This is a genomic window from Deltaproteobacteria bacterium, from assembly GCA_028818775.1.
In the GTDB taxonomy this organism is placed as follows: Bacteria; Desulfobacterota; Binatia; order UBA9968; family JAJDTQ01; genus JAJDTQ01.
This window is the reverse complement of record JAPPNE010000011.1, coordinates 1-26,593: the sequence shown is the minus strand read 5'-3', so window position 1 is coordinate 26,593 and position 26,593 is coordinate 1. Positions and strand designations below refer to the sequence as shown.

22 protein-coding genes and 1 pseudogene are annotated in these 26,593 nt (G+C 68.3%); 13 read left to right on the top strand and 10 right to left on the bottom strand.

The features are described from left to right. Window positions 1-38 precede the first annotated feature (38 nt). Complete coding sequence (locus OXU42_00980; protein MDE0027963.1) at window positions 39-2,027, top strand: caspase family protein; 1,989 nt, start codon at window positions 39-41, stop codon at window positions 2,025-2,027. Window positions 2,028-2,053: 26 nt separating this feature from the next. Then, window positions 2,054-4,012, top strand: a complete 1,959-nt coding sequence (locus tag OXU42_00975) for a hypothetical protein (protein MDE0027962.1) — start codon at window positions 2,054-2,056, stop codon at window positions 4,010-4,012. A 53-nt stretch (window positions 4,013-4,065) separates the two neighbouring features. On the opposite strand, the gene OXU42_00970 is transcribed toward OXU42_00975, so the two are convergent. After that, a complete protein-coding gene (locus tag OXU42_00970) occupies window positions 4,066-5,073 on the bottom strand; it encodes a caspase family protein (GenBank protein MDE0027961.1) in 1,008 nt (335 codons plus the stop codon). Between the two features lie 198 nt (window positions 5,074-5,271). Between OXU42_00970 and OXU42_00965 the strand changes: the two genes are divergently transcribed. From OXU42_00965 to OXU42_00955, 3 genes are read left to right on the top strand one after another with little or no spacing between them, the layout of a single operon-like run. Then, window positions 5,272-8,166, top strand: coding sequence for an FAD-binding protein (locus OXU42_00965; GenBank protein ID MDE0027960.1), 2,895 nt, complete (start codon window positions 5,272-5,274; stop codon window positions 8,164-8,166). A 7-nt stretch (window positions 8,167-8,173) separates the two neighbouring features. Continuing rightward, window positions 8,174-9,415, top strand: coding sequence for a threonine synthase (locus tag OXU42_00960; protein MDE0027959.1), 1,242 nt, complete (start codon window positions 8,174-8,176; stop codon window positions 9,413-9,415). 2 nt (window positions 9,416-9,417) lie between these two features. Beyond that, the gene (locus tag OXU42_00955; GenBank protein ID MDE0027958.1) at window positions 9,418-10,458 is read left to right on the top strand and encodes an LLM class flavin-dependent oxidoreductase; all 1,041 of its coding nucleotides are present in this window, start codon (window positions 9,418-9,420) and stop codon (window positions 10,456-10,458) included. A gap of 48 nt (window positions 10,459-10,506) precedes the next feature. On the opposite strand, the gene ppk2 is transcribed toward OXU42_00955, so the two are convergent. Then, window positions 10,507-11,382, bottom strand: a complete 876-nt coding sequence (ppk2, locus tag OXU42_00950; protein MDE0027957.1) for a polyphosphate kinase 2 — start codon at window positions 11,380-11,382, stop codon at window positions 10,507-10,509. A gap of 247 nt (window positions 11,383-11,629) precedes the next feature. On the opposite strand from ppk2, the gene argS reads away from it, so the two are divergent. From argS to OXU42_00935, 3 genes are read left to right on the top strand one after another with little or no spacing between them, the layout of a single operon-like run. Further along, entirely contained in the window at window positions 11,630-13,330 is a 1,701-nt protein-coding gene (gene argS, locus OXU42_00945) for an arginine--tRNA ligase (protein ID MDE0027956.1), read from the top strand. A gap of 2 nt (window positions 13,331-13,332) precedes the next feature. Further along, window positions 13,333-14,103, top strand: coding sequence for a 5'/3'-nucleotidase SurE (gene surE / locus OXU42_00940; protein MDE0027955.1), 771 nt, complete (start codon window positions 13,333-13,335; stop codon window positions 14,101-14,103). Window positions 14,104-14,121: 18 nt separating this feature from the next. Beyond that, the gene (locus OXU42_00935) at window positions 14,122-14,373 is read left to right on the top strand and encodes a DUF2007 domain-containing protein (protein MDE0027954.1); all 252 of its coding nucleotides are present in this window, start codon (window positions 14,122-14,124) and stop codon (window positions 14,371-14,373) included. Between the two features lie 13 nt (window positions 14,374-14,386). On the opposite strand, the gene OXU42_00930 is transcribed toward OXU42_00935, so the two are convergent. From OXU42_00930 to OXU42_00920, 3 genes and pseudogenes are all read right to left on the bottom strand, one after another. After that, window positions 14,387-15,172, bottom strand: a complete 786-nt coding sequence (locus OXU42_00930) for a 3'(2'),5'-bisphosphate nucleotidase CysQ (protein MDE0027953.1) — start codon at window positions 15,170-15,172, stop codon at window positions 14,387-14,389. A 188-nt stretch (window positions 15,173-15,360) separates the two neighbouring features. Then, window positions 15,361-15,832, bottom strand: a pseudogene (locus OXU42_00925) (metallophosphoesterase family protein). Window positions 15,833-15,859: 27 nt separating this feature from the next. Further along, window positions 15,860-16,618, bottom strand: coding sequence for an N-acyl homoserine lactonase family protein (locus OXU42_00920; GenBank protein ID MDE0027952.1), 759 nt, complete (start codon window positions 16,616-16,618; stop codon window positions 15,860-15,862). 247 nt (window positions 16,619-16,865) lie between these two features. On the opposite strand from OXU42_00920, the gene OXU42_00915 reads away from it, so the two are divergent. Then, the gene (locus tag OXU42_00915; protein ID MDE0027951.1) at window positions 16,866-17,693 is read left to right on the top strand and encodes an inositol monophosphatase; all 828 of its coding nucleotides are present in this window, start codon (window positions 16,866-16,868) and stop codon (window positions 17,691-17,693) included. A 91-nt stretch (window positions 17,694-17,784) separates the two neighbouring features. Further along, the gene (locus OXU42_00910; GenBank protein ID MDE0027950.1) at window positions 17,785-18,333 is read left to right on the top strand and encodes a peptidylprolyl isomerase; all 549 of its coding nucleotides are present in this window, start codon (window positions 17,785-17,787) and stop codon (window positions 18,331-18,333) included. 1 nt (window position 18,334) lies between these two features. On the opposite strand, the gene OXU42_00905 is transcribed toward OXU42_00910, so the two are convergent. The 5 genes from OXU42_00905 to trpB all read right to left on the bottom strand — a co-directional run bounded on the left by OXU42_00905 (window position 18,335) and on the right by trpB (window position 23,175). Continuing rightward, on the bottom strand, window positions 18,335-19,036 hold the full coding sequence (locus OXU42_00905) for an alpha/beta hydrolase fold domain-containing protein (GenBank protein MDE0027949.1): 702 nt from the start codon (window positions 19,034-19,036) through the stop codon (window positions 18,335-18,337). Then, window positions 19,033-19,980, bottom strand: coding sequence for a 2-dehydropantoate 2-reductase (locus OXU42_00900; GenBank protein ID MDE0027948.1), 948 nt, complete (start codon window positions 19,978-19,980; stop codon window positions 19,033-19,035). The genes OXU42_00905 and OXU42_00900 overlap by 4 nt, the downstream gene beginning before the upstream one ends. A gap of 159 nt (window positions 19,981-20,139) precedes the next feature. After that, window positions 20,140-21,090: a zinc-binding dehydrogenase gene (locus tag OXU42_00895; GenBank protein MDE0027947.1), complete on the bottom strand. Its 951-nt coding sequence runs from the start codon at window positions 21,088-21,090 to the stop codon at window positions 20,140-20,142. 64 nt (window positions 21,091-21,154) lie between these two features. Further along, window positions 21,155-21,931, bottom strand: coding sequence for a tryptophan synthase subunit alpha (gene trpA, locus OXU42_00890; protein ID MDE0027946.1), 777 nt, complete (start codon window positions 21,929-21,931; stop codon window positions 21,155-21,157). Beyond that, window positions 21,928-23,175, bottom strand: a complete 1,248-nt coding sequence (gene trpB / locus OXU42_00885) for a tryptophan synthase subunit beta (GenBank protein ID MDE0027945.1) — start codon at window positions 23,173-23,175, stop codon at window positions 21,928-21,930. Before trpB ends, trpA begins: the two co-directional genes overlap by 4 nt. Window positions 23,176-23,498: 323 nt before the next feature. On the opposite strand from trpB, the gene OXU42_00880 reads away from it, so the two are divergent. From OXU42_00880 to OXU42_00870, 3 genes are all read left to right on the top strand, one after another. Further along, a complete protein-coding gene (locus OXU42_00880) occupies window positions 23,499-24,395 on the top strand; it encodes a TIGR01777 family oxidoreductase (GenBank protein MDE0027944.1) in 897 nt (298 codons plus the stop codon). Then, window positions 24,395-25,093, top strand: coding sequence for an ABC transporter ATP-binding protein (locus OXU42_00875; protein ID MDE0027943.1), 699 nt, complete (start codon window positions 24,395-24,397; stop codon window positions 25,091-25,093). Before OXU42_00880 ends, OXU42_00875 begins: the two co-directional genes overlap by 1 nt. After that, on the top strand, window positions 25,093-26,593 hold a 1,501-nt coding region (locus tag OXU42_00870), incomplete at its 3' end, for an ABC transporter permease (GenBank protein ID MDE0027942.1). The genes OXU42_00875 and OXU42_00870, both read left to right, overlap by 1 nt.

Here is a 26,593-nt window from a genome sequence, read left to right as displayed (position 1 = left end):
GACGCAGGACACTGCCGAACAGGCGAGGAGGTACGAGCATGACGCTCGGCAGGCGTGTGCGTTGCGTTTGGGGCACTGCTGTCGGGTTTTGGGCAGTGGTCGCCACGGGCGGTCTCGGCGGGACCGTGTCGGCGGGGCATGCGAACACGGGCGAGATCATCCGTTCCGGGGAGATCGCGCAGGGACTGACCAAGGGTTTCCGGATCACCCTGCCGGCGATCCAGTTCGAGTTCGACTCCGACCGCCTGACCGCCACCGCACACACGCAGTTGACCGAGCTGGCAAGGGCGTTGGGGGCGAAATCTCTCCAGGCCCGTTCATTCTCCATCCAGGGACACACCGACAGTACCGGAAGCGACGACTACAACAGGAGCCTGTCGCTGCGCCGGGCGCGCGCGGTGAAGCGGCATATCGCCGCTGCCACGGGAATCGCCTCCGAACGGCTGGTGGAGGTGGGCTTCGGGGAGAGCCTGCCCATCCGCGGGGTCCCGCCCGAGGACCCGCGCAACCGGAGGGTCGAGATCGTGAACCTTGGCATGGTCACGCCGTCCAGCGCCTCCGGGAAACGCGCCCTGTTGATCGGCGTGGACGCCTACCGCTACCTGACCGGTCTGCTCGGTGCTCCGGTGAACGACGCCCGGGAGATGCGGGCGTTTCTGATCCGCCAACTCGGCTACCACTACGAGGATGTCAAGCTGCTCTTGGACGGCGACGCCACGCGCGGCCGTATTCTGGGCGAAATCCAGGACTGGCTGGTGGACGGCACCAAGCCCGGTGACGAGGTCTTTCTCTACTTCAGCGGGCACGGATTCCAGCAGCTCGACTCCGGCGGCGACGAAGGCGATGGGCGCGAAGAGACGCTGGTGCCGGCGGATGCGTCGTTGGGCAGCCGTGGGGAACTCGCGGGCATGATCACGGACGACGAGATGGCGACGTTGCTCGGCCGGCTCACGGACCGTCGAGTGCACGTGGTGCTCGATACCGGCCACGCGGGCGCGGCGGCCGGAAGCCCGGACGAACCCATGTACGTAAAGTCTCCCCGACTTGCGGACGGAGCGTTGGACCGGGTTGCCGCGACCAAGAGCATCGGCCGTTCCGCGGGCGCGGGGGAGCCCGAGTCGTTTCTCGCTTCCATTCATCCGGGGATGACGGTATGGGCCGCGTCGCGGGTGGACCAGCCGGCACTGGTGGCCCGGGAAGTACCGGCATGGCCCGGCGGCAGCGTCGATCGTGGTAGTGTCTTTACACGGTTGTTCCTGAGAGGAGTTGAGGAAGGCAAGGCCGACGCGAACACGGATGGCACGGTGACGGTGCGGGAATTGCGCCAATACCTCGTGGAGGCGTCCAACGCGTATTGCGAACGGCATGTCGCCGACTGTGCGCGCGGGCTGACGCCGCAGCTCTTTGCCTCGGCGGGCCGTCTCGACGAGCCGGTGTTCGCGGCGGCGAACGCCGAGCGTTTGTCCGCCACCGCCAGCTTTGCCAGGGACCTGCTGGCGCGGCCCCGGTCGGATCGGCCGGAGTCCGAGCAACCGCGGGCCGCCGGCGGGCGGGGGAGCGTCCGGATCGAGATCCGGCCTGGTTCCAAGGTCCTCGTGGGCGACGACATCGAAGTGGTGGTGGAGAGCGAGCGGGCCGGGAACCTGGTGCTGCTGGACGTGGATACGGCCGGACGCCTGTACCAGCTCTTCCCCAATCGTCTGAGTGTGCAGGCCGGCGTGCCGAAAAGAATCCGCGCGGGCGAGCGTGTGGTCCTGCCGGGAAGACAATCCGGGTTGCGCGTCCAGGCCTTGCCGCCCATCGGCCGGGGCATGCTGATCGCGGTGGTCTCGGACGACAGCGCGGCGCTTGAAGAGTTGTCTTCACGGCACAAGGACCTGTTGGTCATCTCGAGACCGGAGGCCTACGTGGTGGAGCTCTCCGAAGTGCTGGGCGCCAGCGGCCCCGCCGGAAAGGCCGGCGCGGCGCTCCGTGACAACTGGACGGTGGGCCAACTCGAATACGAGATCGTTCCGCGGCGTCGTTGAGTTCAAGGCAGCATCGATCCGTTGTGATGGCGCCCTCGAACTTCTCTCTCCGGCCGCGCCGGGCCCGGCTGCAAGCGCTCCTTCCGCCGCTGTGCCTGTGGGCGTTGTGGCTCCTCTCGGGTTGTGCCGCCACCCAGCCACCCCCGGCGGCGTTGAGCTTCCACCCACCCGCGGCCCCGGCCGAAGGTTCGCTGGTGTTGCCGGGCTCCACCCTGTCCATCGGTGACGTCACCGTCACGGACAGCGAGGGAAGGAAGCGCCGTCTCGAGAACGCCGCGGATTTCCTGGTCGCCGTGCGCGGGGGGGACTACGATCGCGACACCGGACAGGTTCGCCTCAGCGCGGACCGTGGGCGGATTCCGGAGACCGGCTACGAGATCATTGTCTCCCTGGCGGCCGCGCCGGAAATCCGGGCCGTCCGGCGTTACCGTCCCGACTTCGCCCGCATCGAGGGCCCGGAGCCGGAGGACGTGACCGAGTTCCACGTCCGGCTTTTATGGAAGCACGAGGACAAGGAACACGAGATCCGCCCGGGCACCGCGCTCATCCCGGGCGAACGGTACCGGCTCGAGATCGCCGCACACGACCGTGAAGGGCGGAGCTTCACCCCGTTCGACGCCGACTTCCCCATCCCGCGCTCGAGGCTTACGGTCGGGCTTACCCATTTCGCCCGCGCCGGCGACGACTGGACGACGCTGGTCGCGGCGGTTCCGGACAGCGAAGAGCCGTTCGACGCGGCCGTCGCGTACGGCGACGCAGGTCCGTCGAGGCGTCTCCGTTTCGACAACGATCCGGCCATCTGGCGCGGACCGGATCGCGACGCGGTGGCGTCCATGGAGTTCGCCGGGCCGCTGGCCGGTGTCCGAACGATCATACCGGGCGGAAGCGCCAGACTTGACCTCCGGGTGAAGGATGCCGCCGGAAGGAGCTGGGTCCTGGGACGTGAGGGCCGCGGATCGCACCTCGACGACACGTACCCGCTGCCGCCTGCCCGGTTGGCCGTTCGGGTGGAGAACGGGGTCTACGAGCCCAAGACCCATGTGGTGCGCTTCGCCGAGCCCAGGGCGCTGATCGGCCGCTCGCTTGTCGTCTCGGTGAACTACCGCGGCGCGTCCCGGGCCTCCCCTCTGTCCATCCGGCAACGGTACGCGCCCGACTTCCTCAGCATCGTCCCGCTCATGAAACAGGACGTGCTCTCCTTCACGGGGAGGCCGGGACGGGACGGCAGCGCCGGACGGAAGGGTCGCGACGGGGCGCGCGGCCGCGACAACGGCCGCATGTTCGGGCGCGCCGGCGACGGCAGGCCCGGCGGCCGCGGCGGTTACGGCCAGCACGGGACGCATGGCGGTTACGGCCCGGACCTCCGGGTAGTGGCTCGCGAGGTGCGCACGCTCGATGCCCTGGAACGTCTGGTGCTGTTCGAGGTGCGCGCCCCCGGAAAGCCGCCCGCCTACTACATCCGCCGTCTGCACGACCCGCCCGTCACCATCCTCAGCCGGGGCGGCGACGGGGGTGGCGGTGGCGGTGGCGGCGACGGCGGTCGGGGTGGGACCGGGGGGGACGGCTACTTCTCGGGCGATGGCGGTGATGGGGGTGACGGTGGCGAGGGCGGCAACGGGGGCAACGGCGGCGAGGGCGGGGACATCACGGTGATCCTCGCCACCCGTGAACTCGAGACCGCGTTCGTGCTCGACTGCGCCGGCGGCTTCGGTGGCGCCGGCGGCCGTGACGGGGCGCCGGGAAGGCCGGGGGCGCCGGGCGACATCCCGGAGATCGACGACTACGCCGCGAGCGACCCTTACACGAACAGGCCCGAACGCGGCGCCGGCGGCAGCGAGGGCAACGCCGGGCGGTTCGGACAGGACGGCAACGGGGGCCGCAGCGGCAAGTGCACCATCGTCCCCGTGTCCGAGGAGACCGAAGAGGCCGCCGCCGTCATGGTCGACCGCGCGCCACGCGACCTGTTGGCGGTGGTCCTGCACTGACCCGCGGGGCGGGGTGGTTGGAACGATGTGGAGGAGGGTGGGGGTTGGGAACGCTACGGCGCGGCAGCGCACTCGCGTCTTCTTTCCCAGTACTCGGAGATGTGCCGGCCGTTGGGATACCGCTTGTAGTACTCGTCCACAAGAGCGCAGTTCCCCTTGACCTTCAGCCAGAAGCGGCTGTCGGCGTCGTCGAGGACCACCGGCCGGATGAAACCCCGGTTGCGCGTTCCCGCGCCGGATGCAACAGGCGCCGCGGCGGAGGCTTCCGTATCGTGCGATACTCCGTTCGAAGACCCGACGCGAAAGGCGAAACGGCCCTCCAGCGAACTTGCCCACCACGGCTGCTGGCGGTTCTCGGTCCTTTCCCGCACGGTCTTTCGCACCCGCTTGAGGACGTCCTCCACCTGCAGGTTGGGAAGCGCCATGGCCTCGACCAGCGCCTCGGTGAACGGCGAGTAGATCGAGTTCACTCCGCGGCCGTCATAGGCGATCTTGCCCGGGGCCGCGGCGTAGGCGATCAAGGTGCCGGTGGGGGCGTCAATCACCTGCAACCCGCCCCGGCCGATGGGGTTCTTGTCCGTACCGACCTTGAAGGGGTTGTTGCGGCAGGCATCCAGCACCACGAGGTTCAGTTGGTTCTGCGCGTCGTCCATCTGGTCCAGCACCCACCACGCGGGCACCGCCTTGATCGCCAGGTGGCTTTCCTGGGTGATGGGCGCGTCCAGTGGGATCAGGTAGTTGACCCCGCGCGACTGGACACCGTGTCCGGAGTAGTAGAACAGCCCCTGGGCGTGGGGTCCCGCTCCGCGCAGGCGCCGGCCGAAGTCGATGATGGCCGACTCCATCGCCTCCTTCGTCAGGTTGGTCCCGTCGATGACGTCGAAACCGACTCTCCGGAGGGCCGCCGCCATCAGGGTCGCATCGTTCACGGGGCTGTCGAGGGCGGCTATGCGCGTGTACGCGCTGTTGCCGATGACCAGGGCGACCCGTTGGGCCGCGGTCGCGGGCAAGGTCCAGAGCAGCATGAACGCCGCGAGCAGTGAAATCCTGAAGCGTGTCATGGGAACCTTCCGCCTTGGCCCGTGCCGCGGTACGCCTTTGGAGGAACAGGTAGCCGCGGCCGGGAAGGCGTTCTCACGCAGACGTGGATAACCCAGAACCTGCCGGAATGCAAATATTTCCGGGCTTTCGGGGCATGTTTGCCGGGCTGGGAAATCGTCACCCGATTCGTGCTATGGTAGCCGCGAGGAGAATTGCCGATGGCGCGTGAAGCTTCACAGGACTACCGGGACACCGAGGCCGAGCTCCGTAAGCGCGTGGAGGGGGAGGTCCGGTTCGACGCCTACTCGCGGCTGCTCTATGCCACGGACGCGTCCATCTACCAGGTGGAGCCCGTGGGCGTCGTCGTACCCCGCCACAAGGGAGACGTCCAGGCGGTCATCGAGGTGGCCAACAAGCACCGGGTGCCTGTGCTGGCCCGGGGCGGCGGCACCTCGCTGGCGGGCCAGACCGTGGGCCACGCCATCGTCATGGACTTCTCCAAGTACATGAACCAGGTGCTGGAGGTGAACCGGGAAGAACTCTGGTGCCGGGTCCAGCCGGGCCTCGTGCAGGACGCCCTCAACTCCCACGTGGCGCCCATGGGCATGCTCTTCGGCCCGGACACCTCCACCTCCAACCGCGCCACCATCGGCGGCATGATTGGCAACAATTCGGCCGGCGCCCACTCCATCGTCTACGGCAAGACGCTGGACCACGTGCTGGAGCTGACCGTGCTCCTGGCGGACGGCAGCGAGGTGGTGCTGCGCGACCTGCCGGCCGGCGCTCTCGCCGCCAAGCAGGACGGCAAGGGACTCGAGAACCGCATCTACCGCGACCTGCCGCCCCTGGTGGAGTCCGCCGGCGCGCTCATCGCCGAGCGCTATCCCAAGCTCATGCGCCGGGTTTCGGGCTACAACCTGGACGAGTTCACCAAGGACCAGCCGTTCAACCTCGCGCGCCTGATCGTGGGCTCCGAGGGGACCCTGGCGTGCGTGGTGGAAGCGAAGATGCGCCTGGTGCCGAAGCCCAGGTTCACCGCGCTGGACGTCCTCCATTTCCACGACCTCCAGGACGCGCTCGGGGTGTCGGAGGCGATCCTCGCCACCAACCCCTACGCCATGGAGTTGACCGACAAGCCCATCCTGGACCTGGCGCGGAACAACATCGAGCAGTCCAAGCGCCTGGGCTTCGTGCAGGGCGATCCCGACGCCATCCTCATGGTGGAGTACGACGGCGACACCGCCGAGGAAGTGCGCGACAAGGTCGACCGGCTGGAGGCGCTGCGGCAGCGTGAGGGCATGGGCTACGCGGCGTCGGTGGCGTACGAGCCGGGGGAGGTGAACCGGATCTGGGGCGTGCGCAAGGCAGGGTTGGGGCTCCTGCTGGGCGTCAAGGGCGAGAAGAAGCCCATCGCCTTCGTCGAGGACACCGCCGTGGACCCGGTGAAGCTGCCGGAGTTCATCAAGCGGTTCCGCGAGATCCTCGGCGGCCACGGCGTGCGCGCCGGCTACTACGGCCACTGCTCGGTGGGGTGCATGCACATCCGCCCGTTCATCAACCTCAAGGAGGCGGGCGAGGTGGAGAAGATGACGGTGATCTCGCGCGAGATCTCCGACCTGGTGATGGAGTTCGGCGGCGCCATGTCCGGCGAGCACGGCGACGGTCTGGCGCGCAGCCACCTGAACGAGAAGCTCTTCGGTCCCGAGCTGTACCAGGAATTCCGCAAGGTCAAGCGGCTGTTCGACCCGCACAACCTGCTGAACCCCGGCAAGATCGTCGACGCCCCGCCCATGACCGATTCGCTCCGCTACGGCACGTCCTACAAGACCTGGCAGCCCCGGACCATGCTCGATTTCAGCGACCAGGGGGGCTTCGTGGCCGCGGTGGAGATGTGCAACGGCACCGGCGCCTGCCGCAAGACCCTGGGCGGCACCATGTGCCCGTCCTATATGGCCACGCTGGAGGAGAAGCACTCCACCCGCGGACGCGCCACCGCGTTCCGCGCGGTGCTGTCGGGCAAGGTGCCGCGCTCGGAGTTCAGCGGCGAAGGGCTCCACGAGGTGTTGGACCTGTGCCTCGAATGCAAGGGCTGCAAGGCCGAATGCCCGTCCAACGTGGACATGGCCAAGCTCAAGTACGAGTTCCTGCACCATTACCAGCAGGTCCACGGCGTGTCCCTGCGCAGCCGCCTGTTCGGGCGCATCGGTTCCCTGAGCCGCTGGGGGTCGGTACTGGCGCCCGTGGCCAACCGGGTCAACGCCAACCCGGTGAGCCGCTGGCTCCTGGACCGGCTCCTGGGCATCGACCGCCGGCGCCCGCTGCCGAGCTTCGCGCGCCACAACTTCGACGACTGGTGGAAGAGGCACGCCGCCGCGGGCAACGGCTCCCGCGGCTCGGTGATCCTGTTCCACGACACCTTCAACACCTACAACACCCCCGACGTGGCGGTGGCGGCCACGCGGCTGCTGGAGCATTGCGGCTACCGCGTCATGACCGTGCCGCGGCGCTGCTGCGGGCGGCCGATGATCTCCAAGGGCATGCTGCAGGAAGCCAAGGACAACGCCGCCTGGAACGTCGCCCGGCTGCTGCCTCACGTGGAGCAGGGGGTGCGCGTGGTGGGCCTGGAGCCTTCGTGCATCCTGACCCTGCGGGACGAATACCCCGACCTGCTGCGCAACGAGCCGGCGCGCTTGGTAGCGGGCCAGACGCTGCTCATCGAGGAGCTGCTTGCGCGCGACGGCGTCGTGGGCTCGTTGACGAACGGCGGCTCGCCCCGGCCGCCGGTGCTGCTGCACGGCCATTGCCACCAGAAGGCGCTGGTGGGCATGGCGCCGACGGTGTCGGTGTTGCGCGACGCCGGACACGAGGTGCGCGAAGTGGACTCCGGCTGCTGCGGCATGGCCGGGTCCTTCGGCTTCGAGAAGGAACACTACGACGTGTCGGTCACCATCGCCAACCGCCGTCTGGTGCCCGCGGTGGAGACAGCCCCGGAGGACGCGCGGGTGGTGGCTTCGGGCATCTCCTGCCGGCAGCAGATCGAGCATCTCACCGGACGCCGCGCGCTCCATCCCGTCGAGGTGCTGTGGGAGGACGCCCGGGAAGCCGGGGCCTGAGGGGGTCATGGGCAGGATCGCGGCGTTGCGCTGTCCGCAGTGCGGCTGGGAGGCGGTGACCGACGACACTTTCGCGTGCGGGGCCTGCGGCGCCGTGCTGGAGGCGCACGTGGACCTGGGTCACCTCACCCGCTCCGACGTGCGCGTCATCCGCACCAGCGCCGACAAGAGCCTGTGGCGCTGGTTCGATTTCTTCCCTGTGAAGAACCGCGGTTCGGTGGTGTCCCTGGGAGAAGGGTACACCCCGCTCACCCGTTGCCGCGGGCTGGGCGCGCACCTGGGAATGGAGCGTCTCTACGTCAAGAATGACACGCTGCTTCCCTCGGGCTCCCTCAAGGACCGCAGCAACAGCGTGGGCATCTCCCGGGCCGTGGAGCTGGGCTTCGACACAGCGGCGGTCTCGTCCACCGGCAACGCCGCCGCCTCGGTGGCGGCCTATGCCGCGGCGGCGGGCATGCGCAGCGTGGTGATGGTGCCGGCGGGCACGGACGCGGCCAAGGTGATCCAGGCGCGCGCCTGCGGCGCCACCGTGGTGACGGTGGACGCGGACCTCGACGGCATGGGCGCGTTCTACCGCGCCGCGGTCAAGGAGTTCGGCTGGTACGACTGCCTGTCGACGAACCCGTACCGTAACGAGGGCAAGAAGTCCTACGCCTTCGAGCTGTTCGACCAGTTGGACGAACACGTGCCCCAGTGGATCATCCACCCCACCGCCGGAGGCGCGGGCCTCGTGGCCATGTGGAAAGGCTACCAGGAGCTGCACGGCCTCGGCTGGGCGCACCGCTTCCCCCGGCTGGTGGCGGCCCAGAGCGCGGCCGCCGCGCCCATCGTCGCCGCGCTGGAGAGCAGCAGCGCCACCGTGGAGCCGGTGAGCGCGGGGGCCACGGTGGCCGAGAGCATCCAGGTGGGCAACCCGCATGCGCTGGGACTGCGCGCGCTGCGCGCCGTGCGCGCCAGCGGCGGCACCGGCGTGGCGCTGTCGGACGAGGAGATCCTCGCGGCTCAAGGGCTGCTGGCGCGCATGGCCGGCATCTTCGCCGAGCCCGCCGCCGCCACGTCCCTGGCCGCCGCCATCCGCCTGCGGGGCGAGGGCGTCATCGCTGCCGACGACATGGTGGTGTGCAACGTCACCGGCCACGGGTTGAAGCAGGTGGGCAGCGTCGACCTGTCCACCGACGCACTGGAGCCGATCGGGCCGGACCTCGATGTGTTGAAGGAAAGGCTCAAGGCGCTGGAAAGCCAAGGATAGCCATGAAGTTCGGATACTACCTGCTCAACACCTACGTCCCGGAACTCGACGGCGATTCGCGGGAACTGTACGCTCGCTGGCTGGAACAGATCGACGCCGCCGAGAGCCTGGGCTTCGACAGCCTGTGGGTCACCGAGCACCACTTCCGGCTCTTCGGCGGCATGATGCCCAGCCCGCAGATGCTGCTTTCCGCCGCCTCGCAACGCACACGCCGGCTGAGCCTTGGCTCCGCGGTGTCGCTCGTGCCCATGCACCACCCGCTGCAGATCGCCGAGGACTACGCCATGCTCGATCTCCTCTCCGGCGGACGCCTGCTCTTCGGCGCCGGCCGGGGCATGAGCCCCCACGAGTACGAGGTGTACGGGCAAGACTGGCCCACCGCGCAGCCGCGAATGGTGGAAGCCCTGGACGTCATCCGCATGGCCTGGACCGAGGAGACCGTGGAGTGGGACGGCGAGTACTTCAGCTACCATGGCATGACCGTGCGGCCCAGGCCGCACCAGCAGCCGCACCCGCCCGTCTACGTGACTGCCAACCGCGACCTGGACAACTTCCGCATGATCGGCCGCCACGGCTACCACCTCATGACGCTGCCGTGGATCGGCAGCAACGCCGAGCAGCGTCCGCGCATCGAAGTCTATCTCGAAACCCTGCGGGAAGCCGGGTACTCCGAGGAAGACCACGACGTCTTCGTCATGTACCCCATCTACGTAGGCGAGGACGACGGCCAGGCCCGGGCCGAAGTGGAGGACGCCTGGCACCGCTGGCGCGAGTTCGCCCTCGACGAGGTGCGCCTCGACCCCGCCCGAGTGCCCATGCTGGACAAGATCTACGCGCGCCTGGGCTACGACGCCATGGTGCAGGACAACCGCGGCGTGTTCGGCGGCCCCGACACCTGCATCGAGCACCTCAAGGCCATCATCGACGTGGTGGGCCCCACCCACATCGGCCTCTGCTTCCACTTCGGCGGCCTCAAGCAGGACAAGGTCCTCGCCTCCATGGAGCGCTTCAGCCGCCACGTGGCGCCGGCGCTCCAGGACTAATCCGTTTGCACGGGCATCCCGTGACCGGACGCCGAAAGTGAAACTCGGTCAAGACTGTTCGTGCTTTCCGGGATAAACAGCGGGGACGAAGGTCTGGTCCGTGATGGGCGGGCGGACGTACGCGCCGGCATCCGTGCGTTTCGGCAGCTTGATGGGTTCGGGTGTCAGGTCCTCGTAAGGGATCTGGCTCAGCAGATGGCTGATGCAGTTCAGCCGCGCGTGTTTCTTCACGTCCGCTTCAACCACGTACCACGGGGCCTGCTTGATGTCGGTGTGGGCGAACATCTCGTCCTTGGCCCTTGAATAGTCGACCCAGCGCCGCCGTGATTCCAGGTCCATCGGGCTCAGCTTCCAGCGCTTGTGCGTGAGCTTGAGGCGGCTCTGGAAGCGCCTTTCCTGCTCCTCGTCGGAAATCGAGAACCAGTACTTGATCAGCTTGATGCCGGAGCGCACCAGCATGCGCTCGAACTCCGGGCAGCTACGCAGGAACTCCTGGTATTCCTCGTTGGTGCAGAAGCCCATGACCCGCTCGACCCCGGCGCGGTTGTACCAACTCCGGTCGAACAGCACCATCTCCCCGGCGGCCGGCAGGTGGGGTACGTAACGCTGAAAGTACCACTGGGTCTGCTCGCGTTCCGTGGGCGCCGGCAACGCTACGACGCGGCAGATTCGCGGGCTCAAGTGCTGTGTGATGCGCTTGATGACGCCACCCTTGCCCGCCGCATCGCGACCCTCGAACAGCACCACCACCTTCAGCCCGTTCTGCTTGATCCATTCGAGCATGGTCACCAGCTCGATCTGGAGCCGGAGAAGCTCCTTCTCGTAACGCTTGTTGTCGATCTTCTCTTGCCGGTGCGCGGCCGCCCCGGCGCCGTCACGGACCGAGTCCTTCGTCTTCTTCTCATGTTTGTTCGTCTTGGCCATGGCTGCTCCTTTGAACGCACATGAATGCGTCGCTCCGGCGACTCGCGAACCACAGATACTCGAAAAGCGCGGCACTTGTCCAGGAAAGCCGTCTTTACTCGGACAGGCTCGCTGCACGTGTTCGAGCCGCGGGCGGGTTGGAACCCCGCCCCTGCACCTTGTCATCAGCCCCTCCCTGCTCACGTGTGCACCTTTGTGTTAGACTCGGCAGGATGATGTCGGTGGAAAGCACGGGACGGAACGCGTCATGAGGGTCGAGGATTTCCGCGGGGAGGCGGCCCGGGTCATCGCCCGGCACGCGGAGCTTGAGAGCGACGCGGTGGAACGCATGTTGACGGTGCCGCCGAAGCCGGACATGGGCGATTTCGCTTTCCCGTGCTTCACTCTCGCCAAGAAGCTGCACAAGGCGCCGCCGGCCATCGCGAAGGAGATCGCCGAGAAGGCGGCGGGAGACCTGGAGCTGCTGCACGGCGCCCAGGCCCTGGGCGGCTACGTGAATCTGTCGGTGGACCGGACGCGCTACGCCGACGCGGTGTTGCGCGAGGCGGTCACGGCGGGTGAGGCGTACGGCTGTTCCCGGGACGGCGCCGGCCACACCATCGCCATCGACTACTCCTCCCCGAACATTGCCAAGCCCTTCCACGTGGGCCATCTGCGCTCCACCATCATCGGCGGCGCGCTGGTGCGTATCTTCGAGGCCCTTGGCTTCAAGGTCGTGGGCATCAACCACGTGGGCGACTGGGGGACCCAGTTCGGCAGGCAGATCGTGGGCCTCAAGCGGTTCGGAAGGCCCGAGGATGCCGACGACCTGATGAGCCTCAACCGCCTGTACGTCAAGTTCCACGAGGAGGCGGACGGCGCCCCGGAGTTGGTGGAGGAGGCGCGGGAATGGTTCCGCCGCCAGGAGGCCGGGGACGAGGTGGCGCTGGCGCTGTGGCGCAGAATCCGCGACACCAGCCTCGACTACTTCAAGCGGATCTACGAGCGGCTCGGCGTGCGTTTCGATTCCTACACCGGCGAGTCGTTCTTCAACGACAAGATGGACGCGGTCATCGAGGAAGCCCACGCCAAGGGCCTGGCCACGGTGTCGGAAGGGGCGCTCATCATCGACCTCTCGGCGGAGGGCATCGACACGCCGGCCCTGCTGGAGAAGGCCGACGGCACCACCCTCTACCTCACCCGGGACGTGGCCGCCGCCAGGTACCGGCACGACACCTACGGCTGCGACCGCATCGTGTACGTGGTGGCGAGCGGCCAGTCGCTGCACTTCCGGCAGCTGTTCACCGTGTTGAAGCTGCTCGGTCACCCCTGGGCCAAGGACTGCGTGCACGTGAACTTCGGGCTGGTCCAGGGCATGTCCACCCGCAAGGGCAACGTCATATACCTGGAGGAGCTGCTGGACGAGGCGCGGGACCGGGCGCTGGCGTACATGCGCGGCCAGATCGAGAAACGGCTCGACCTGGAGGACGAGGAGACCGTGGCCGAGGCCGTCGGCATCGCCGCCATCTTCTTTGCGGACCTGTCCAAGCAGCGCATCAAGGACTACCGCTTCGACTGGGACCTGGCCATCTCCTTCGACGGCGACACCGGCCCGTACCTCATGAGCGCCCATGCGCGCATCGCCGGCATCCTGCGCAACTGCGGCATCGAGCCCGACCCGGAGGCGGACGTGAGCCCGCTGGTGGAGCCCGAGGCGCACCGGCTGGTGGGCTTGGTGGCGCGTTACCCCGACGTCTTGAGGGAGGCGGGACGCCTCTACGAACCCTCGGTCCTGTGCAACTACCTGCTGGAGCTGGCGCGCGGCCTGCACGCCAGCTACGCGGTGCTGCGCGTCAAGGGCGAGGAAGCGGGCAAGGCCCAGGCCCGTCTGCTGCTCTTCACCGCGGTGAAGCAGGTGCTCCGCAGCGGCCTCACGATCCTCGGCATCCGGCCGCTGGAGCGGATGTAGCGGTGAAGTTCCTGTTGACCAACGATGATGGCATCGACGCGCCCGGCCTCGACGTGCTGGAGCGGGCGGTGCGCGAGTGGGGCGAGCCGGTGGTGGTGGCGCCGGCCGTGGGGAAGTCCGGTGTCGGCCACCAGGTGACCACGGACCGGCCCATTCCGGTGGAGCAGCGCGACGCGTGCCATTACAGCGTGGAGGGGATGCCCGCGGATTGCGTCCGTATCGGGCTCACGGAGATCGTTCCGGATGCGTCCTGGGTGCTGGCCGGGGTGAACCGGGGAGCGAACCTCGGGGCCGACGTCTATATTTCGGGCACGGTGGCCGCCGCGCGGGAGGGCGCGCTGCTGGGCTGCCGCGCGCTGGCCATTTCCCAGTACGTCGCCAAGGGCCTGGAACTGGATTGGGAGGCCGTGTTCCGCAGGGCCGCGGTGCTGCTCGGGCGGCTTCTGGCTTCGGACCTTTCGCAAGGCGAGTACTGGAACGCCAACATGCCGCACTCGGCCGAGGATGGAGAGGTGGACGCCGTGGTCTGTCCCCTGGACACGCGGCCGCTGGGCGTGGCCTACCGGAAGGAGGACGGCGCGTTCATCTACCAGGCGGAGTATCGCAAGCGTCCGCGGCAGCCCGGCCGGGACGTGGACGTGTGCCTGGGCGGGCGCATCTCGGTCACCCGGCTGGTGCTGGACATCGCCGGTTCAGCCGTGAATCCCGACCCGAGCGCGTTGGAAGAGCCGGCAACCGGCCTTTTGGCCGCCGGCCGAGAGCGAACGGTTTAGCAACCTCCCGGGAGCACCATGGCCTATGTAGATGTGTTTCGGACGGTAGACGTCACCACCCTGGCCGTGGTCAAGTCCGTCCTCGACAGCGCCGGCATCACCTACGTGGTGCAGGGCGAATCGGCGCTGAGCCTTTTGCCGGTGGGGCCGCTGTGGGGCGGGTTCGGCTCGGCCGGCGTGGCCGCCACCATCCAGGTGCCGGAAGAGGAAGCCGAAGAGGCTCTGGAATTGCTGCGAGAAGTCACCGAACCGGACCCGGATGCGGAATGACGTATCCGGGGCGTTAGCGCCTGCGCCCGGCGACGAGGCGGTACACTTCCGGGTAGAGCGACGGGTTGGCGGCGATGACGCCGTTGCGCAGCGTGTCCGCCTGGTTGAATGCAAACGGCCGGCCGTCCAGGTCGGTCACCTTGGCACCGGCTTCTTCCGCCAACAGCACCCCGGCGCACACGTCCCATTCGTTCTTCGGCCGCAGGCTGATGATCAGGTCGCCGCGGCCGCCGGCGAACTCGGCGAGCTTGTGGGCGATGCTGCCCGTGGGCTTGATCTTCAGGATTCCATCGAACTCCGCGAAAAGGCCCCGGCGGGTCTCGCTCCGGCTGGCAACCATTGTAGCGCCCTCCAGTTTGGCGCGGCCGGACACGCGCACCGGCTGTCCGTTGGCGAAGGTGCCGAAGCCGCGGCGGCAATGCGTCATGCAGTCGGTCGCGGGGTTGTACGCCACCGCCACCACCGGCGCCGTGCCCTGCACCAGCGCCACGGAAACGGCGAACTCGTCGATCCCGCGGATGAATTCCATGGTCCCGTCCAGCGGGTCCACGATCCACACCCACTCCTTCTCCAGCCGCTCGGGGCTGTCGGCGGACTCCTCCGACAGCCAGCCGCTTTCCGGGAACGCTCCCAGCAGGGCTTCGTGCAGCACCTCGTTGGCCTCGATGTCCGCGGTGGTGACCGGGTTGCCGCCGCTCTTGTGGTGGATGTCGTAGTCCGACGCGTAGTAGGAGAGGAGCTTCTCCCCGGCCAGGTGCGCTGCCTCCCGCGCCGTCGTCAGCGCGCGGTCCAGGTCCATGTGTGTTCTCCTGGGAAGATTGTGGTCAATAATGCGGGCGCCCTTCGACTTCGCTTCGCTACGCTCAGGGCGAACGGTCAATTATGGGAGACTGAATCAACAGTCCCGCTCGCCCTGAGCGTAGCAAAGCGAAGTCGAAGGGCGCCAATTTGTCCGGCGGCAGGCGATCCGGGTTCCTCGGTGCCCTGTCAAACCGTCAACTCCACCAGTTTGGGCCGCGCGCCGCGGCGGGTCAGCCGGATGGTGGCCACGGCCACCGGAAGGGTGAAGCGCCGGGGCCCCGCGCTGCCCGGATTCAGGTAGACTACCCCGTCGCGCCGTTGGATGGACGGTTTGTGCGAGTGGCCGCTGATCACCAGGCGGCAGCCTTCCGGTGTCGCGGTCATGGCCTTGACGTTGTGTATGACGTGGATGCGCGCGCCGTCCACTTCGACGGTGCGTTCCTCCGGCAACTCGTCGGCCCACGCGCCCCGGTCCACGTTGCCCCGCCGCCACCGGGGCCAGCGCACGGAGGCGCTCCAGCACCTCGGGCGCGCCCACGTCCCCCGCGTGGATGATCAGCTCGGAGCCGCGCAGCGCCGCCAGCGCCTGGGGCCGCACCAAGCCATGGGTGTCCGAGATGACGCCGATGCGGCGCGCCCCGTGAGTTCCGCCGGTCATGCGTTCCCCTCGCCCGCGCCACCCCGCTCACGCCACCCGGATCACCCGCTTGCCGTCCATGAGCTTGGGGTCGTGGTTGGGAAACGACAGCTCCGGGCGCGACGCGGTCCGGAGCGCCCGGTCCAGCGCCAGCACCGAGTCGGGCAGGTTGAAGTACCAGCCCACCGGAATGCGTTCGCGCAGGTTCCGGTAGGTGTAGGCGATGTCGCCGCACAGCACCGCCTTGCCCCCGGCCGTGTCCACCGCCACCATCTGGGAGCCGGGGGTGTGTCCGCCCGCCTTCAGCAACTCCACGCCGGGGGCCAGCTCATGGTCCCCGTCCACCAGTGTGACGCGGCCGTCGTCCACGAGTCGTTGCAGTGCCGGCCGGACCTTGGGCCGTACCAGGTTGTTGAGGTAGTCGAAGCGCATCATGGGGCCGGTCCAGAACTCGTACTCTTCCTTCTGGATGACGAAGTTGGCCTTGGGAAAGAAGTCGAAGCCGGTGAAGTGGTCCACGTGGAAATGGGTGACGATGACGGTGGCCACGTCCTCCGGGCGGATTCCCAGTTCGCCCAGAAGCTGGGCCGGCTCGCGGAACTGGTTCCCCTGCGCCCACTCCACGGGGACGTAATCCGGATGGTAGGCGGTGTCCACCACCACCGGGCCGTCCGGAGTCTCGATGCACCAGATGATGTAGGGCACCGGCTCGTCCCGTTCCGCGTCGCTGCGAATGCACGGCATGATGCCCGATCGGCGCCAGTTCTCCGCGATGCCGACGGTCATGGCATAGATCGCGTGGTCCATGGAAAACCTCCTCGCTGCCGGTGACTGCCCGCATCAGCCGCAACCGGCGCCGCTTGACTTGTCGCCGCTGGCGCTGCGCTCAGGAGTCGGCGGCGGCCTGTGTCCACCGTAACAGCCGCAACCCCCGCCCGTCCACCGTCGGACCCCCGCCGGACCCTCCCTCGTTTCCCTGTCCTTCAGGCAGCGTGTATACTCCGTCCATGGGGCGCAAGGAGGCCATGCCGCGGTGCGCGGGGAGGATTCCGGAGTGAACCACGTGCCGGCGGCGGCCGACCTGAAGGACCTTCTGTCCGAGGCCCTCGGCATCGTCCGGGAAACCCGCGGCCTGATCCGTGCCGCCCTGGAGAAGGGCTTCACGCACCGTTCCAAGGCCGACGGCACCTTCGTCACCGACGTCGACATCGCGGTTGAGGAGAAGGTCCGTACGCTGCTGGCCGCGCGCTATCCCACGCATCGCGTCATCGGCGAGGAACTGCCCGAAACCGGGGGCGGCGACGCCCTCACCTGGGTCATCGATCCCATCGACGGCACTAAGAGCTTCCGCCACGGGGTGCCGCTCTACGGCACGCTGCTGGCGCTGCTCCAGGGGGACGATCCGGTCCTCGGGATCATCGACCTGCCGGGGCTGGACAAGACCTACAGCGCGGCCAGGGGCCTCGGCGCCCGGTGCAACGGCCGGGTGGTGGCGCTGCAGGACCTTTCCGGGGACGAGGCGCTGGAAAAGGAAATCATCGGCATCGGCGACCGCCAGCAGTTTGTCAGCGCCGGCCTGCCGTCCGTGTTCGATACCTTGATGCGGGCGCATCCCGGTGTGCGGACCTACACGGACTGTTTCGGCCACGCCCTTGCCCTCGACGGCTCCGTCGGCGCCATGGTGGATTATGACCTGCGCCTCTGGGACACCGTGGCCAGCAAGGTGCTGATGGAGGAGGCGGGCGGCCGTTACGTGTGCTCCGAGCGGGCGGGAAACGATCCGCGCGCGCGCCGTTTCGACGTCATACTGGGCAAGCCCCGTGTCGTGGACTGGATACTCGACCGCATCGCGACGGACGAGCAGCCCGCGGGCGAGGCTTGATTGGAGAGGATTGGACCGCGGACTTTACACCAGGAGGTATTCCTTGAGACAGCAAGGGACGGCACTCAAGTGCCTTGTAGCGGCATTCGTTTTGTTTCTGGGCGCTGCGGCGTTCGGCCCAACAGCAGAGGGAGGAGACAGGCCTGTGGTGATTTTTTCCACTTCGATGGGCGATATTACGATCGAGCTCATGTCCGAGGAAGCGCCGATCACGGCGAAGAACTTTCTCGATTACGTCGATGCCGGTTTCTTTGACGGCACCATCTTTCACCGGGTGATTCCCGGCTTCGTGATCCAGGGCGGCGGCTTCACCGCGGACATGAACCAGAAGCAGACCAACGCGCCCATCAAGAACGAGGCCGACAACGGCGTCAAGAATCTCCGGGGAACGCTGTCCATGGCGCGCACCTCGGACATCAACAGCGCCACCTCCCAGTTCTTCATCAACCTGAAGGACAACGACTTCCTGGACCACGGCACCCGCGACTTCGGCTACGCCGTGTTCGGCAAGATAGTGGAAGGCATGGACGTGGTGGACAAGATCGCCGGCGTGCAGACCGGCAACCGCGGCCCCCACAGCGACGTGCCCATGGAGCCCGTGGTCACCAACACGGCCCGGCGCAAGGAGGCGGCGAAGTAGGTCATTCCGCTCGCCAGCGGCAAATGGCTTCCACCGCTTCCTGCCAGATGGCCTCGGGCTCGCGGCCCAGCCGCTTGGGGACGCGGAAGTCGTGGTTGCCGCCCTCGATGATGTGGGTCCGGGTCTGCGCCTGGACCTGCTTCAGCACCTCTTCCAGCAGGTCGAGCCGGCAGAAGGGGTCGTTGGTGCCTTCCACGAACAGCATGGGCGCGGCGATCTTCACGAGGTTGTCGGCCCGGAGCCGGTCGTGGCGCTTGGGCGCGTGCAGCGGGTAGCCGAGGAAGACGAGACCGGCCAGGCCTTGCTCCCCGGCGTCCGCCTCCCTGGCGGCGACGTTGGCGGCGATGCGGCCGCCCATGGATTTGCCGCCGATGAAGAGCCGCCCCGGTGCCGGGCGGAGAGTCTCCCGCACGTGGGCCAGCACCCGCTCGAAGGCATCCCCAAGCCGGGGGCCGGGGTCGGGCGCCTTCCGGCCCAGCTCCTTGTACGGGAAGTTGAACTTCACCGAGAGCCAGCCCGCCTTCGCCAGCGACTCGTGGAAGAAGGTCATGAACGGGTGGTGCATGTCCGTGCCCGCGCCGTGGGCGAGGACGATGACATCGGTCTGGCCAGCGCGGTACGCGGCCGGCTCGGCCAGCACCGCGGACACCTGCATGCCGCGATCCACGGGAATCTTCTCCACGTGTTGGCGGACAGCGGTCATGACGCCCCTTCCCTCAACCGCCTCGCCGCCTGAAGGTCCTCCAGCTTGAGCGTATCGTAGAGGTAGTCGTTGAGCGGGGTGGCGACGCCGTGCACACGTGCCATGCGCGACACGTAGCCGCACAGCGAGTCGATCTCGAGGCGCCTTCCCGCCTCCAGGTCATGGCACATGCTCCCCTTGCCGGCGGGGTCCTGCTGCGCCATGAAGCGGTAGTTGGCGGCGTCGGATTCCGGCTCCAGCGGGATCCCCATGGCCAGGGCGAGCTGGTAGACCTCCCGCATCACCTCCCGCGCCATGCGCGCGGTGCCGTCGTAGCCGAGGACCTCGCCCAGGGGCCGCCGGGTCAGCGCGGTCATGCCGCTCACCGCGCAGATGAGGATGAACTTGTTCCACAGCTCGATGCGGATGTCCTCGGAGAGGCGGGCGTCGACCTGGGCCTCGCGCATGACGCCCACGATCTCCCTGCCCCTGGGACTGCCGCCCCCGCCGAGACGGCCGAACACGATCTTGCGAGGCCCGCCGGTCTGGTGGATCTTCCCCGGCGCCCCGATGGTGCTGAAGACATAGGCGGCGCCCTCCATGACCCGGCCCTCGCCGAACTCGCGCGCCAGCAACTCGCCGTTGTCGACGCCGTTCTGGAGCGAGATGACCACGGTATCCGGTCCGATCATCGGCCGCATGAAGGGAATGGCTGCGTCGTTGGCGGGTGTCTTGACGCAATAGAGGATCACGTCGCACGGCCCGGCTTCGGCCGCGTCGTTGGTGAACATCGCATCCCGGACGTTGAAACCGCCGGGTTCCACCGACTCCACGGTGAGCCCGTGTTCCTTCAGCGCCTGGAGATGGCCGCCCCTGGCGATGAAGCACACCGGCAGCCCCGCCCGGGCCAGCAGCCCGCCGAAGTAGCCCCCGACCCCGCCGGTCCCCATGATCCCGAACCGCATGATCTTTCTTATCCGTTCTAGATGGCGTCCTTCGACTTCGCTTCGCTACGCTCAGGACGAACGGTTTTGGAAAACCTGTGGCGTGGTGGGGTTGCTGCTGCGGAACACCAAAGTTCCGTTCGTCCTGAGCGTAGCGAAGCGAAGTCGAAGGACGCCATTCTAGGGCACGAGCACGATCTTGCCGAAGAACTCGCTTTGCTCCATGAGCTCGTGGGCGCGGGCGGCCTCGCGCAGCGGCAGCACCTCGGAGACCACGCCGCGAAGCTTTCCGCCGCGCACCAGGGTCATGACCGCGGGCATGTCGTCCCGCGGCCGCATGGTGGTGCCCATAAGGGTCAGCTCGCGGGTCCAGAGCTGTCCCAGGTGAAGCTCCACCCGGTGGCCGGCGGTGACCCCGGAGTTGATAAAGCGGCCGCCGCGGCGGAGGCTGGCGAAGCACTCACGCCACACCGGCGCGCCCACGTGCTCGAAGATCACGTGCACGCCCTCGCCGCCGGTGAGTTCCTGCACTTTCTTGCTGAACTCGGGGAATTCCTTGTAGTTGATGCCCGCGTCGGCGCCCAGCTCCGCGGCCTTGTCGAGCTTCCACTGGGCGCCGGCGGTGGTGAGGACCCGCGCTCCCAGGTGCTTCCCGAGCTGGATGGCGCCACTGCCGATGCCGCTGCCCGCGGCCATCACCAGGAGGTCTTCGCCCGGCTGGAGTTGCGCGCGGCGCACCAGCATGCGCCAGGCGGTGCCGAAGGGCACGGCGATGCACGCTGCCTCCTCAAAGGACATCCACTCCGGGAAGACGTAGGCGTCGGCGGCTTCCATCCGCGCCAGCTCCGCGTAGCCGCCGCCCCGGCAGCGCCCCAGCACGCGGTCGCCGGCCTTGAAGCCGTCCGCCTCCAACCCGGCCTCCACCACCTCGCCCGCCACCTCCAGCCCCGGCACGTGTGGCAGCGGCGGCTTGACGCCGTGGCTTCCTTCCCGCGCGAAAAGGTCCCGGCGGTTGAGCGCCGCCGCCTTCACGCGGACCAGGAGATCGGCGGCGCCGATCTCGGGCTCCGGAACGTCGCCGTAGGTCAGGACTTCCGGACCGCCGGTTTCAGGGATGTAGGACGCTTTCATGCTCGTAATTCACTCGGTTCATGGACGGGACACTTGCCCAGCCCGGAGAACAGCGGGCTGTCGCTCAGCAACGCGCCTCCTGCAGCTCCTGGAGGAACTCCGAGTACCCGGCCTCGCCGCCCTTCTCCCAGCGCTCCAGCAGCGCGGAGCCCACGATGGCGATTTCGCAGCTTCCGTGGAGCTGGCGCACGTCGTCGCCGCCGGCGATGCCGAAGCCCAGACCCAGGGGCAAGTCCGTGGCCGCGCGGTAGCGTGCCGCCAGCGCGTCGATGCCGGCCTTGAGGTCCGTGCGCCGGCCGGTGACGCCGCGCCGGGCCACGCCGTAGATGAAGCCGCGGCCGTGGCGGCCGATCTCGGCCAGTCGCGCGTCGGTGTTGGTGGGCGTGAACAGCGCCACGGGCGTCAACCCGCTGGCCTCGCTCAGCGGAGCGAGGTCGTGGTACTCCTCGATGGGAAGGTCGGGCACGATGAATCCCGCGCCTCCGGCCCTGCTCAGCCGCTCGCAGAAGGTTCGATGGGTGAGTTGGAACACGGTGTTGTAGTAACCCATCATCAGGTGCGGGAACTCGAACTTCCGGGTAGCCCGCGCCATGAAGTCGAAGTACTGCACCGTGGACAACCCCTGCTTGAGGGCTTCCTGGTTGGCGCGGGCGAAGACCGGTCCGTCGGCGATGGGCTCGCTGAAGGGCATCTGCAGCTCCACCAGGTCCACGTCGGCGCGCTCCATCTCCTCAAGCATGCGCCAGTTCACGTCCAGGGACGGATAGCCCACGATGACGTGGGTCATGAGCAGGATCTTCCGCGCCCCGAGCCGGTCCTGTATGTAGCTCCGCAGGTTCACCGGCCGGCCTTCCGCTCGAGGAAGCGCCGCCAGCCGGGGTCATTCAGCGCCTCGGCGATGGTGAAGATGTCCTTGTCTCCCCGGCCCGACAGGGTCGCCAGCACGGTCTGGTCGCGGCGCATGCGCGGCGCCTCGCGGATGACGCCGGCCACGGCGTGGGCGCTCTCCAGCGCGGCGATGATGCCTTCCCGTTGCAGCAGCATCTGGAACCCTTCCAGCACCTCGTCGTCGGTGGCCGCCTCGAAGCGCACCCGGCCGGTCTCCCGCAGGCACGCCAGGATCGGGCTCACGCCGATGTAGTCCAGGCCCGCGGCCACCGAATGGGTGTGGCGCATCTGTCCTTCCTCGTCCTGGAGGAAGTAGGTCTTGTATCCCTGGGCGACCCCGGGAGAGCCGCCGTTGCCCGCCAGCCGGGCCGCGTGACGCCCGGTGTCGAGCCCCTCGCCGCCGGCCTCGATGCCCACCAGTTCCACGCCCGTGTCGTCCAGGAAGCCCAGGAAGGTGCCGGTGGCGTTGGAGCCGCCGCCCACGCAGCAGTACACTCGGTCCGGCAGGCGCCCGGTGAGGGCCGTCATCTGCTCGCGGCACTCCTGCCCGATGATTTGCTGAAAGTACGCGACGATCTGCGGGAACGGGTGCGGTCCGCACGCGGTGCCGAGCACATAGTGGGTGTCGTCCATGGAGAACGCCCAGTCCCGCAGGCACTGGTTGATGGCGTCCTTGAGCGTCGCCGAGCCGTCCTCCACCGAGACCACCTTGGCCCCGAGCCGCTCCATCCAGAACACGTTGGGGCGCTGCCGCTCCACGTCCACCGCGCCCATGTAGATGGTGCAGTCGAGCCCGAGCCGCGCGGCCATGGTAGCGGTGGCGACGCCGTGCTGCCCCGCGCCGGTTTCGGCGATGACGCGCTTCTTGCCCATGCGCGCCACCAGCAGCCCCTGACCCATGACGTTGTTGATCTTGTGCGACCCCGTCTGGTTGAGGTCTTCCCGCTTGAGATAGATCTGCGGCCCGCCCAGCGTGTCGCTGAGGTTCTTCAGGTGGGTGATCGGCGTCGGCCGGCACGAGTAGGACCGCATGACCGCCTGGAACTCCTCCCAGAAGGACGGGTCCCGGCGCGCGTCCTCGAACGCCGCGATCAGCTCGTCCAGCGTCGTGCGCAGGATCTCCGGCGTGAACGCACCCCCGTAGGCGCCGAAGTAGCCGGTGCGCTTCTCCACGTCTTTCAGCAAATCTTCCAGCATGGTTAGAGGACGGACAGCGTGACGTAGTTCAAACCTCGCCTACGAAGGTTTAAGGAGACAAGGTAACTAAGTCAAACAGCGCGCGGGTTCCTTGGAAAACGGGCGGAGGTGCTATTATGGAACATGGGATACTGGAAGTTTACGTAGAGGCCCAATACTGTCATTCCCGCGAGACAGGATGTGCCAAACTCCACTCGGACAAGAATGGTGCCAACCTCCCAATACGTCATTCCCGCGAAAGCGGGAATGACGTACCCGAGGCTCTGTCTGACGAGTCTTGACATCTCAGGAATGCGGGCAGGGTAACGAAGGGAGGCCGTCTGATGAAGATACTCGTGACCGGGGCAACGGGACTGGTGGGCGGCGCGTTGGTTCCGTTGCTTGCCGGCGGTGGCCATGAGGTGGTGCGGCTGGGGCGGAGCGCGCCCGAGGCCGGGGACGTGCGTTGGGATCCGGAAGGCGGCCTGCTTGACGCCGGCGCGTTGGAGGGTGTCGACGGAGTGGTCCACCTGGCGGGCGAGAACATCGCCACCGGGCGGTGGACCGCGGAGAAGAAGCGCCGCATCCGGGAGAGCCGGGTGCGCGGCACGCGTTTGCTGGCCGAGACCCTGGCGGGCCTGGAGCGGCGGCCGCGGGTGCTGGTGTCGGCCTCGGCCATCGGGTTCTACGGCGACCGCGGCGACGAGGAGCTCACCGAGGCCAGTCCGGTCGGCGCCGGTTTCCTGCCCGACGTGTGCCGCGAGTGGGAGTCGGCCACCGAAGCGGCGCAAGGGAAGGGCATCCGCGTGGTCCACGCGCGCCTGGGCGTGGTGCTGAGCACGGGCGGCGGTGCTCTTGCCAAGATGCTCACGCCCTTCAAGCTCGGGGCCGGCGGCATCATCGGCAACGGCCGGCAGTACATGAGCTGGATCACCCTGGACGACACCGTGGCGGCTCTCGCCCACCTGCTTGCCACGGATTCCGTAGACGGACCGGTGAACATGGTGGCCCCGGGGACGGTGACCAACCACGAGTTTACCAAGACGCTGGGCCGTGTGCTGCGGCGTCCCACCCTGTTCCCCATGCCCGGGTTCGCCGCGCGCCTGGCCTTCGGCGAGATGGCCGACGTGCTTCTCCTGGCCAGCACCCGTGTCAAACCGGCCGGCCTGACGGCCGCCGGGTATGCATACCGCCACGGCTCCCTGGAAGAAGGTTTGCGCCACGTCCTCGGCGCGCGGTGATGGACCCGGCCGCGCTCACCTTCGTCAACGTCTCGAAGGTCTACGACGGGGCGGGCTCCGCGGAGCGCTACGCGCTGCGCGACGTCTCCTTCGAGATCGCCTCGGGCCGGACCGTGGCCATCGTCGGCCGCAGCGGCACCGGCAAGTCCACGCTGCTGCACCTGGCGGCGGGCATCGACGTGCCCACGCGCGGATCGGTGGCGGTGCGCGGCACGCCCCTGGAGGGTCTCAACGAGACCGCCCGGACCCGGCTCCGCCGGCGCGAGATCGGGTTCGTCTTCCAGTTGTTCCACCTCCTTCCGCACCTGACGGTGCGGGACAACGTCGCCCTGCCGGAGCTCATCGCCGGCGCCCGGGAAAGCTCTTTCCGGGAACGGGTGGCGGTTCTGCTAGAGCGGGTGGGCCTGCCGGACCGCGCCGACGATCCCGTGGCCGGGCTGAGCGGCGGCGAGATGCAGCGCGTGGCCATCTGCCGGGCGCTGTTACGGCGGCCGCGCCTGTTGCTGGCGGACGAGCCCACGGGAAGTCTGGACGACGCCAGCGGCCAGGTGGTGATGGACCTCATGGTGCGGATGGTGGCGGAGGAGCAGGCGACGCTGGTCTACGCCACCCACAGCCGCGAACTGGCAGCCATGGCGGACAGCATCCTGCGGCTCCATAGCGGCATCCTGGAGCCGGAATCAGGCGCCCTTGCGTGATGGTACGCTATTTCTACAGGACCGTGACCGCCCACTGGCGCACCAACCCGGTGCTCTATGCGCTGACCGTGCTGGGCGTTGCCTTGGGAGTGGCCTCTGTCATCAGCATCCGCATTCTCAACCAGAGCGCCGTGGCTTCTTTCGCCGCCGGCGTCCATACCATCGGCGGCGCCGCCGACGTCGTCGTCACCGGCAAGGGCGGAACCCTTCCCGACTCGGCCTATCCGCTTGTCCGGGGCACCCCGGGCGTGGCCGCGGCCTGGCCGGTCTTCGAGACCACGGTAGCGGTGCAGGGACGGCCCGGCACGTTCGCGCGGCTTCTTGGCGTCGATCTGCTGGCGCCCGCCCCGGACCTTCAGCAGGCATTTTCGGGATTCGCGCCGGGTGCGGCGGCCGTCGGCGGGCGCGGCTGGGCGGCGGTGACCCCGGAGTTGGCAAGGGCCATGGGATGGGTGCCGGGCGACCGTTTCAAGGTCCGTGACGGCGCCGGCGTACGGGATCTACGGGTCGGGGCGTTGATCGACTTCGAGCGCTGGGGAGCGCCCGGAAACCGGCGGGCGCTGGTGATGGACATCGCTGGCGCCCAGTCCCTGTTCGGCGGCGCCGGGACCCTCCACCGCATCGGCGTAACGGCCGCCGAGGGCGCCGACCTCGCGGCGCTGGCGGCGCGCATCGAGGACCGGCTCGGCGGCCGGGCGGACGCGGTGACCCCGGCGGAGCGCACCGGCCAGGCGCGGGAGCTCCTGGGCGCGTTCCGGTTGAACCTTACCGCCATGAGCTTGGTGAGCCTCATGGTGGGCACGTTCCTCGTGTTCAGCAGCATGCGCGCCTGCCTGGTGTGGCAGCGCAGGGAGTTCGGGGTGCTGCGGTCCCTCGGTTCAACCCCGGGCCAGGTACTGGCCCTGATCCTGGGCGAGGCCGCGTTGCTCGGGGTCGTGGGAGTGGTCATCGGAATCTTCGCGGGCTACTGGACCGCGGTCTGGAACCTGGAAGCGGTGAGCTCCACCCTGACCAATGTCTACATGCTCCGGGAAATCGAGTCGCTGGAGGTCTCGCGCGGCACCCTCGCACTGGCCGTGTTCGCGGGCCTGGGGGGCGCCCTGAGCGGCACCTTGCTGCCCGCCCTGGACGTGTGGCGCAGGGACACGCGGACGCTGCTGGATACCTTGCCGGCGCAGTCCGCGACGATGGCCGGCGTCCGTGTGCTCTTCCGTCTCGGCCTCGTGCTCGTCGTCGGGGCGCTGGCGTGGTACTGGCTGATCGGTTGGCGCTGGCGGCTCACGGGCTTCGTCCTTTCCACCGCCGTGATGCTGTGCCTGCCGCTCCTCGCCCCGTGGTTGGTCCAGCGCCTGACCGCGCGGGTCCGGATCCCGGACTTCGGGTTCCGCTACGGAGTCCGGAGCCTCGGGGCGACCTTGGCCAACACCTCGTTCTCGGTGTCGTCCCTGGCCATGGCCGTGTGCCTGCTGGTGGGCATCACCCTGCTGGTGGAGAGTTTCC

Coding starts and splice junctions, on each gene's coding strand:
- OXU42_00980 (MDE0027963.1), top strand. CDS start 39: ATGACGCTCGGCAGGCGTGTGCGTTGCGTTTGGGGCACTGCTGTCGGG.
- OXU42_00975 (MDE0027962.1), top strand. CDS start 2,054: ATGGCGCCCTCGAACTTCTCTCTCCGGCCGCGCCGGGCCCGGCTGCAA.
- OXU42_00970 (MDE0027961.1), bottom strand. CDS start 5,073: ATGACACGCTTCAGGATTTCACTGCTCGCGGCGTTCATGCTGCTCTGG.
- OXU42_00965 (MDE0027960.1), top strand. CDS start 5,272: ATGGCGCGTGAAGCTTCACAGGACTACCGGGACACCGAGGCCGAGCTC.
- OXU42_00960 (MDE0027959.1), top strand. CDS start 8,174: ATGGGCAGGATCGCGGCGTTGCGCTGTCCGCAGTGCGGCTGGGAGGCG.
- OXU42_00955 (MDE0027958.1), top strand. CDS start 9,418: ATGAAGTTCGGATACTACCTGCTCAACACCTACGTCCCGGAACTCGAC.
- ppk2 (MDE0027957.1), bottom strand. CDS start 11,382: ATGGCCAAGACGAACAAACATGAGAAGAAGACGAAGGACTCGGTCCGT.
- argS (MDE0027956.1), top strand. CDS start 11,630: ATGAGGGTCGAGGATTTCCGCGGGGAGGCGGCCCGGGTCATCGCCCGG.
- OXU42_00935 (MDE0027954.1), top strand. CDS start 14,122: ATGGCCTATGTAGATGTGTTTCGGACGGTAGACGTCACCACCCTGGCC.
- OXU42_00930 (MDE0027953.1), bottom strand. CDS start 15,172: ATGGACCTGGACCGCGCGCTGACGACGGCGCGGGAGGCAGCGCACCTG.
- OXU42_00920 (MDE0027952.1), bottom strand. CDS start 16,618: ATGGACCACGCGATCTATGCCATGACCGTCGGCATCGCGGAGAACTGG.
- OXU42_00905 (MDE0027949.1), bottom strand. CDS start 19,036: ATGACCGCTGTCCGCCAACACGTGGAGAAGATTCCCGTGGATCGCGGC.
- OXU42_00900 (MDE0027948.1), bottom strand. CDS start 19,980: ATGCGGTTCGGGATCATGGGGACCGGCGGGGTCGGGGGCTACTTCGGC.
- OXU42_00895 (MDE0027947.1), bottom strand. CDS start 21,090: ATGAAAGCGTCCTACATCCCTGAAACCGGCGGTCCGGAAGTCCTGACC.
- trpB (MDE0027945.1), bottom strand. CDS start 23,175: ATGCTGGAAGATTTGCTGAAAGACGTGGAGAAGCGCACCGGCTACTTC.
- OXU42_00880 (MDE0027944.1), top strand. CDS start 23,499: ATGAAGATACTCGTGACCGGGGCAACGGGACTGGTGGGCGGCGCGTTG.
- OXU42_00875 (MDE0027943.1), top strand. CDS start 24,395: ATGGACCCGGCCGCGCTCACCTTCGTCAACGTCTCGAAGGTCTACGAC.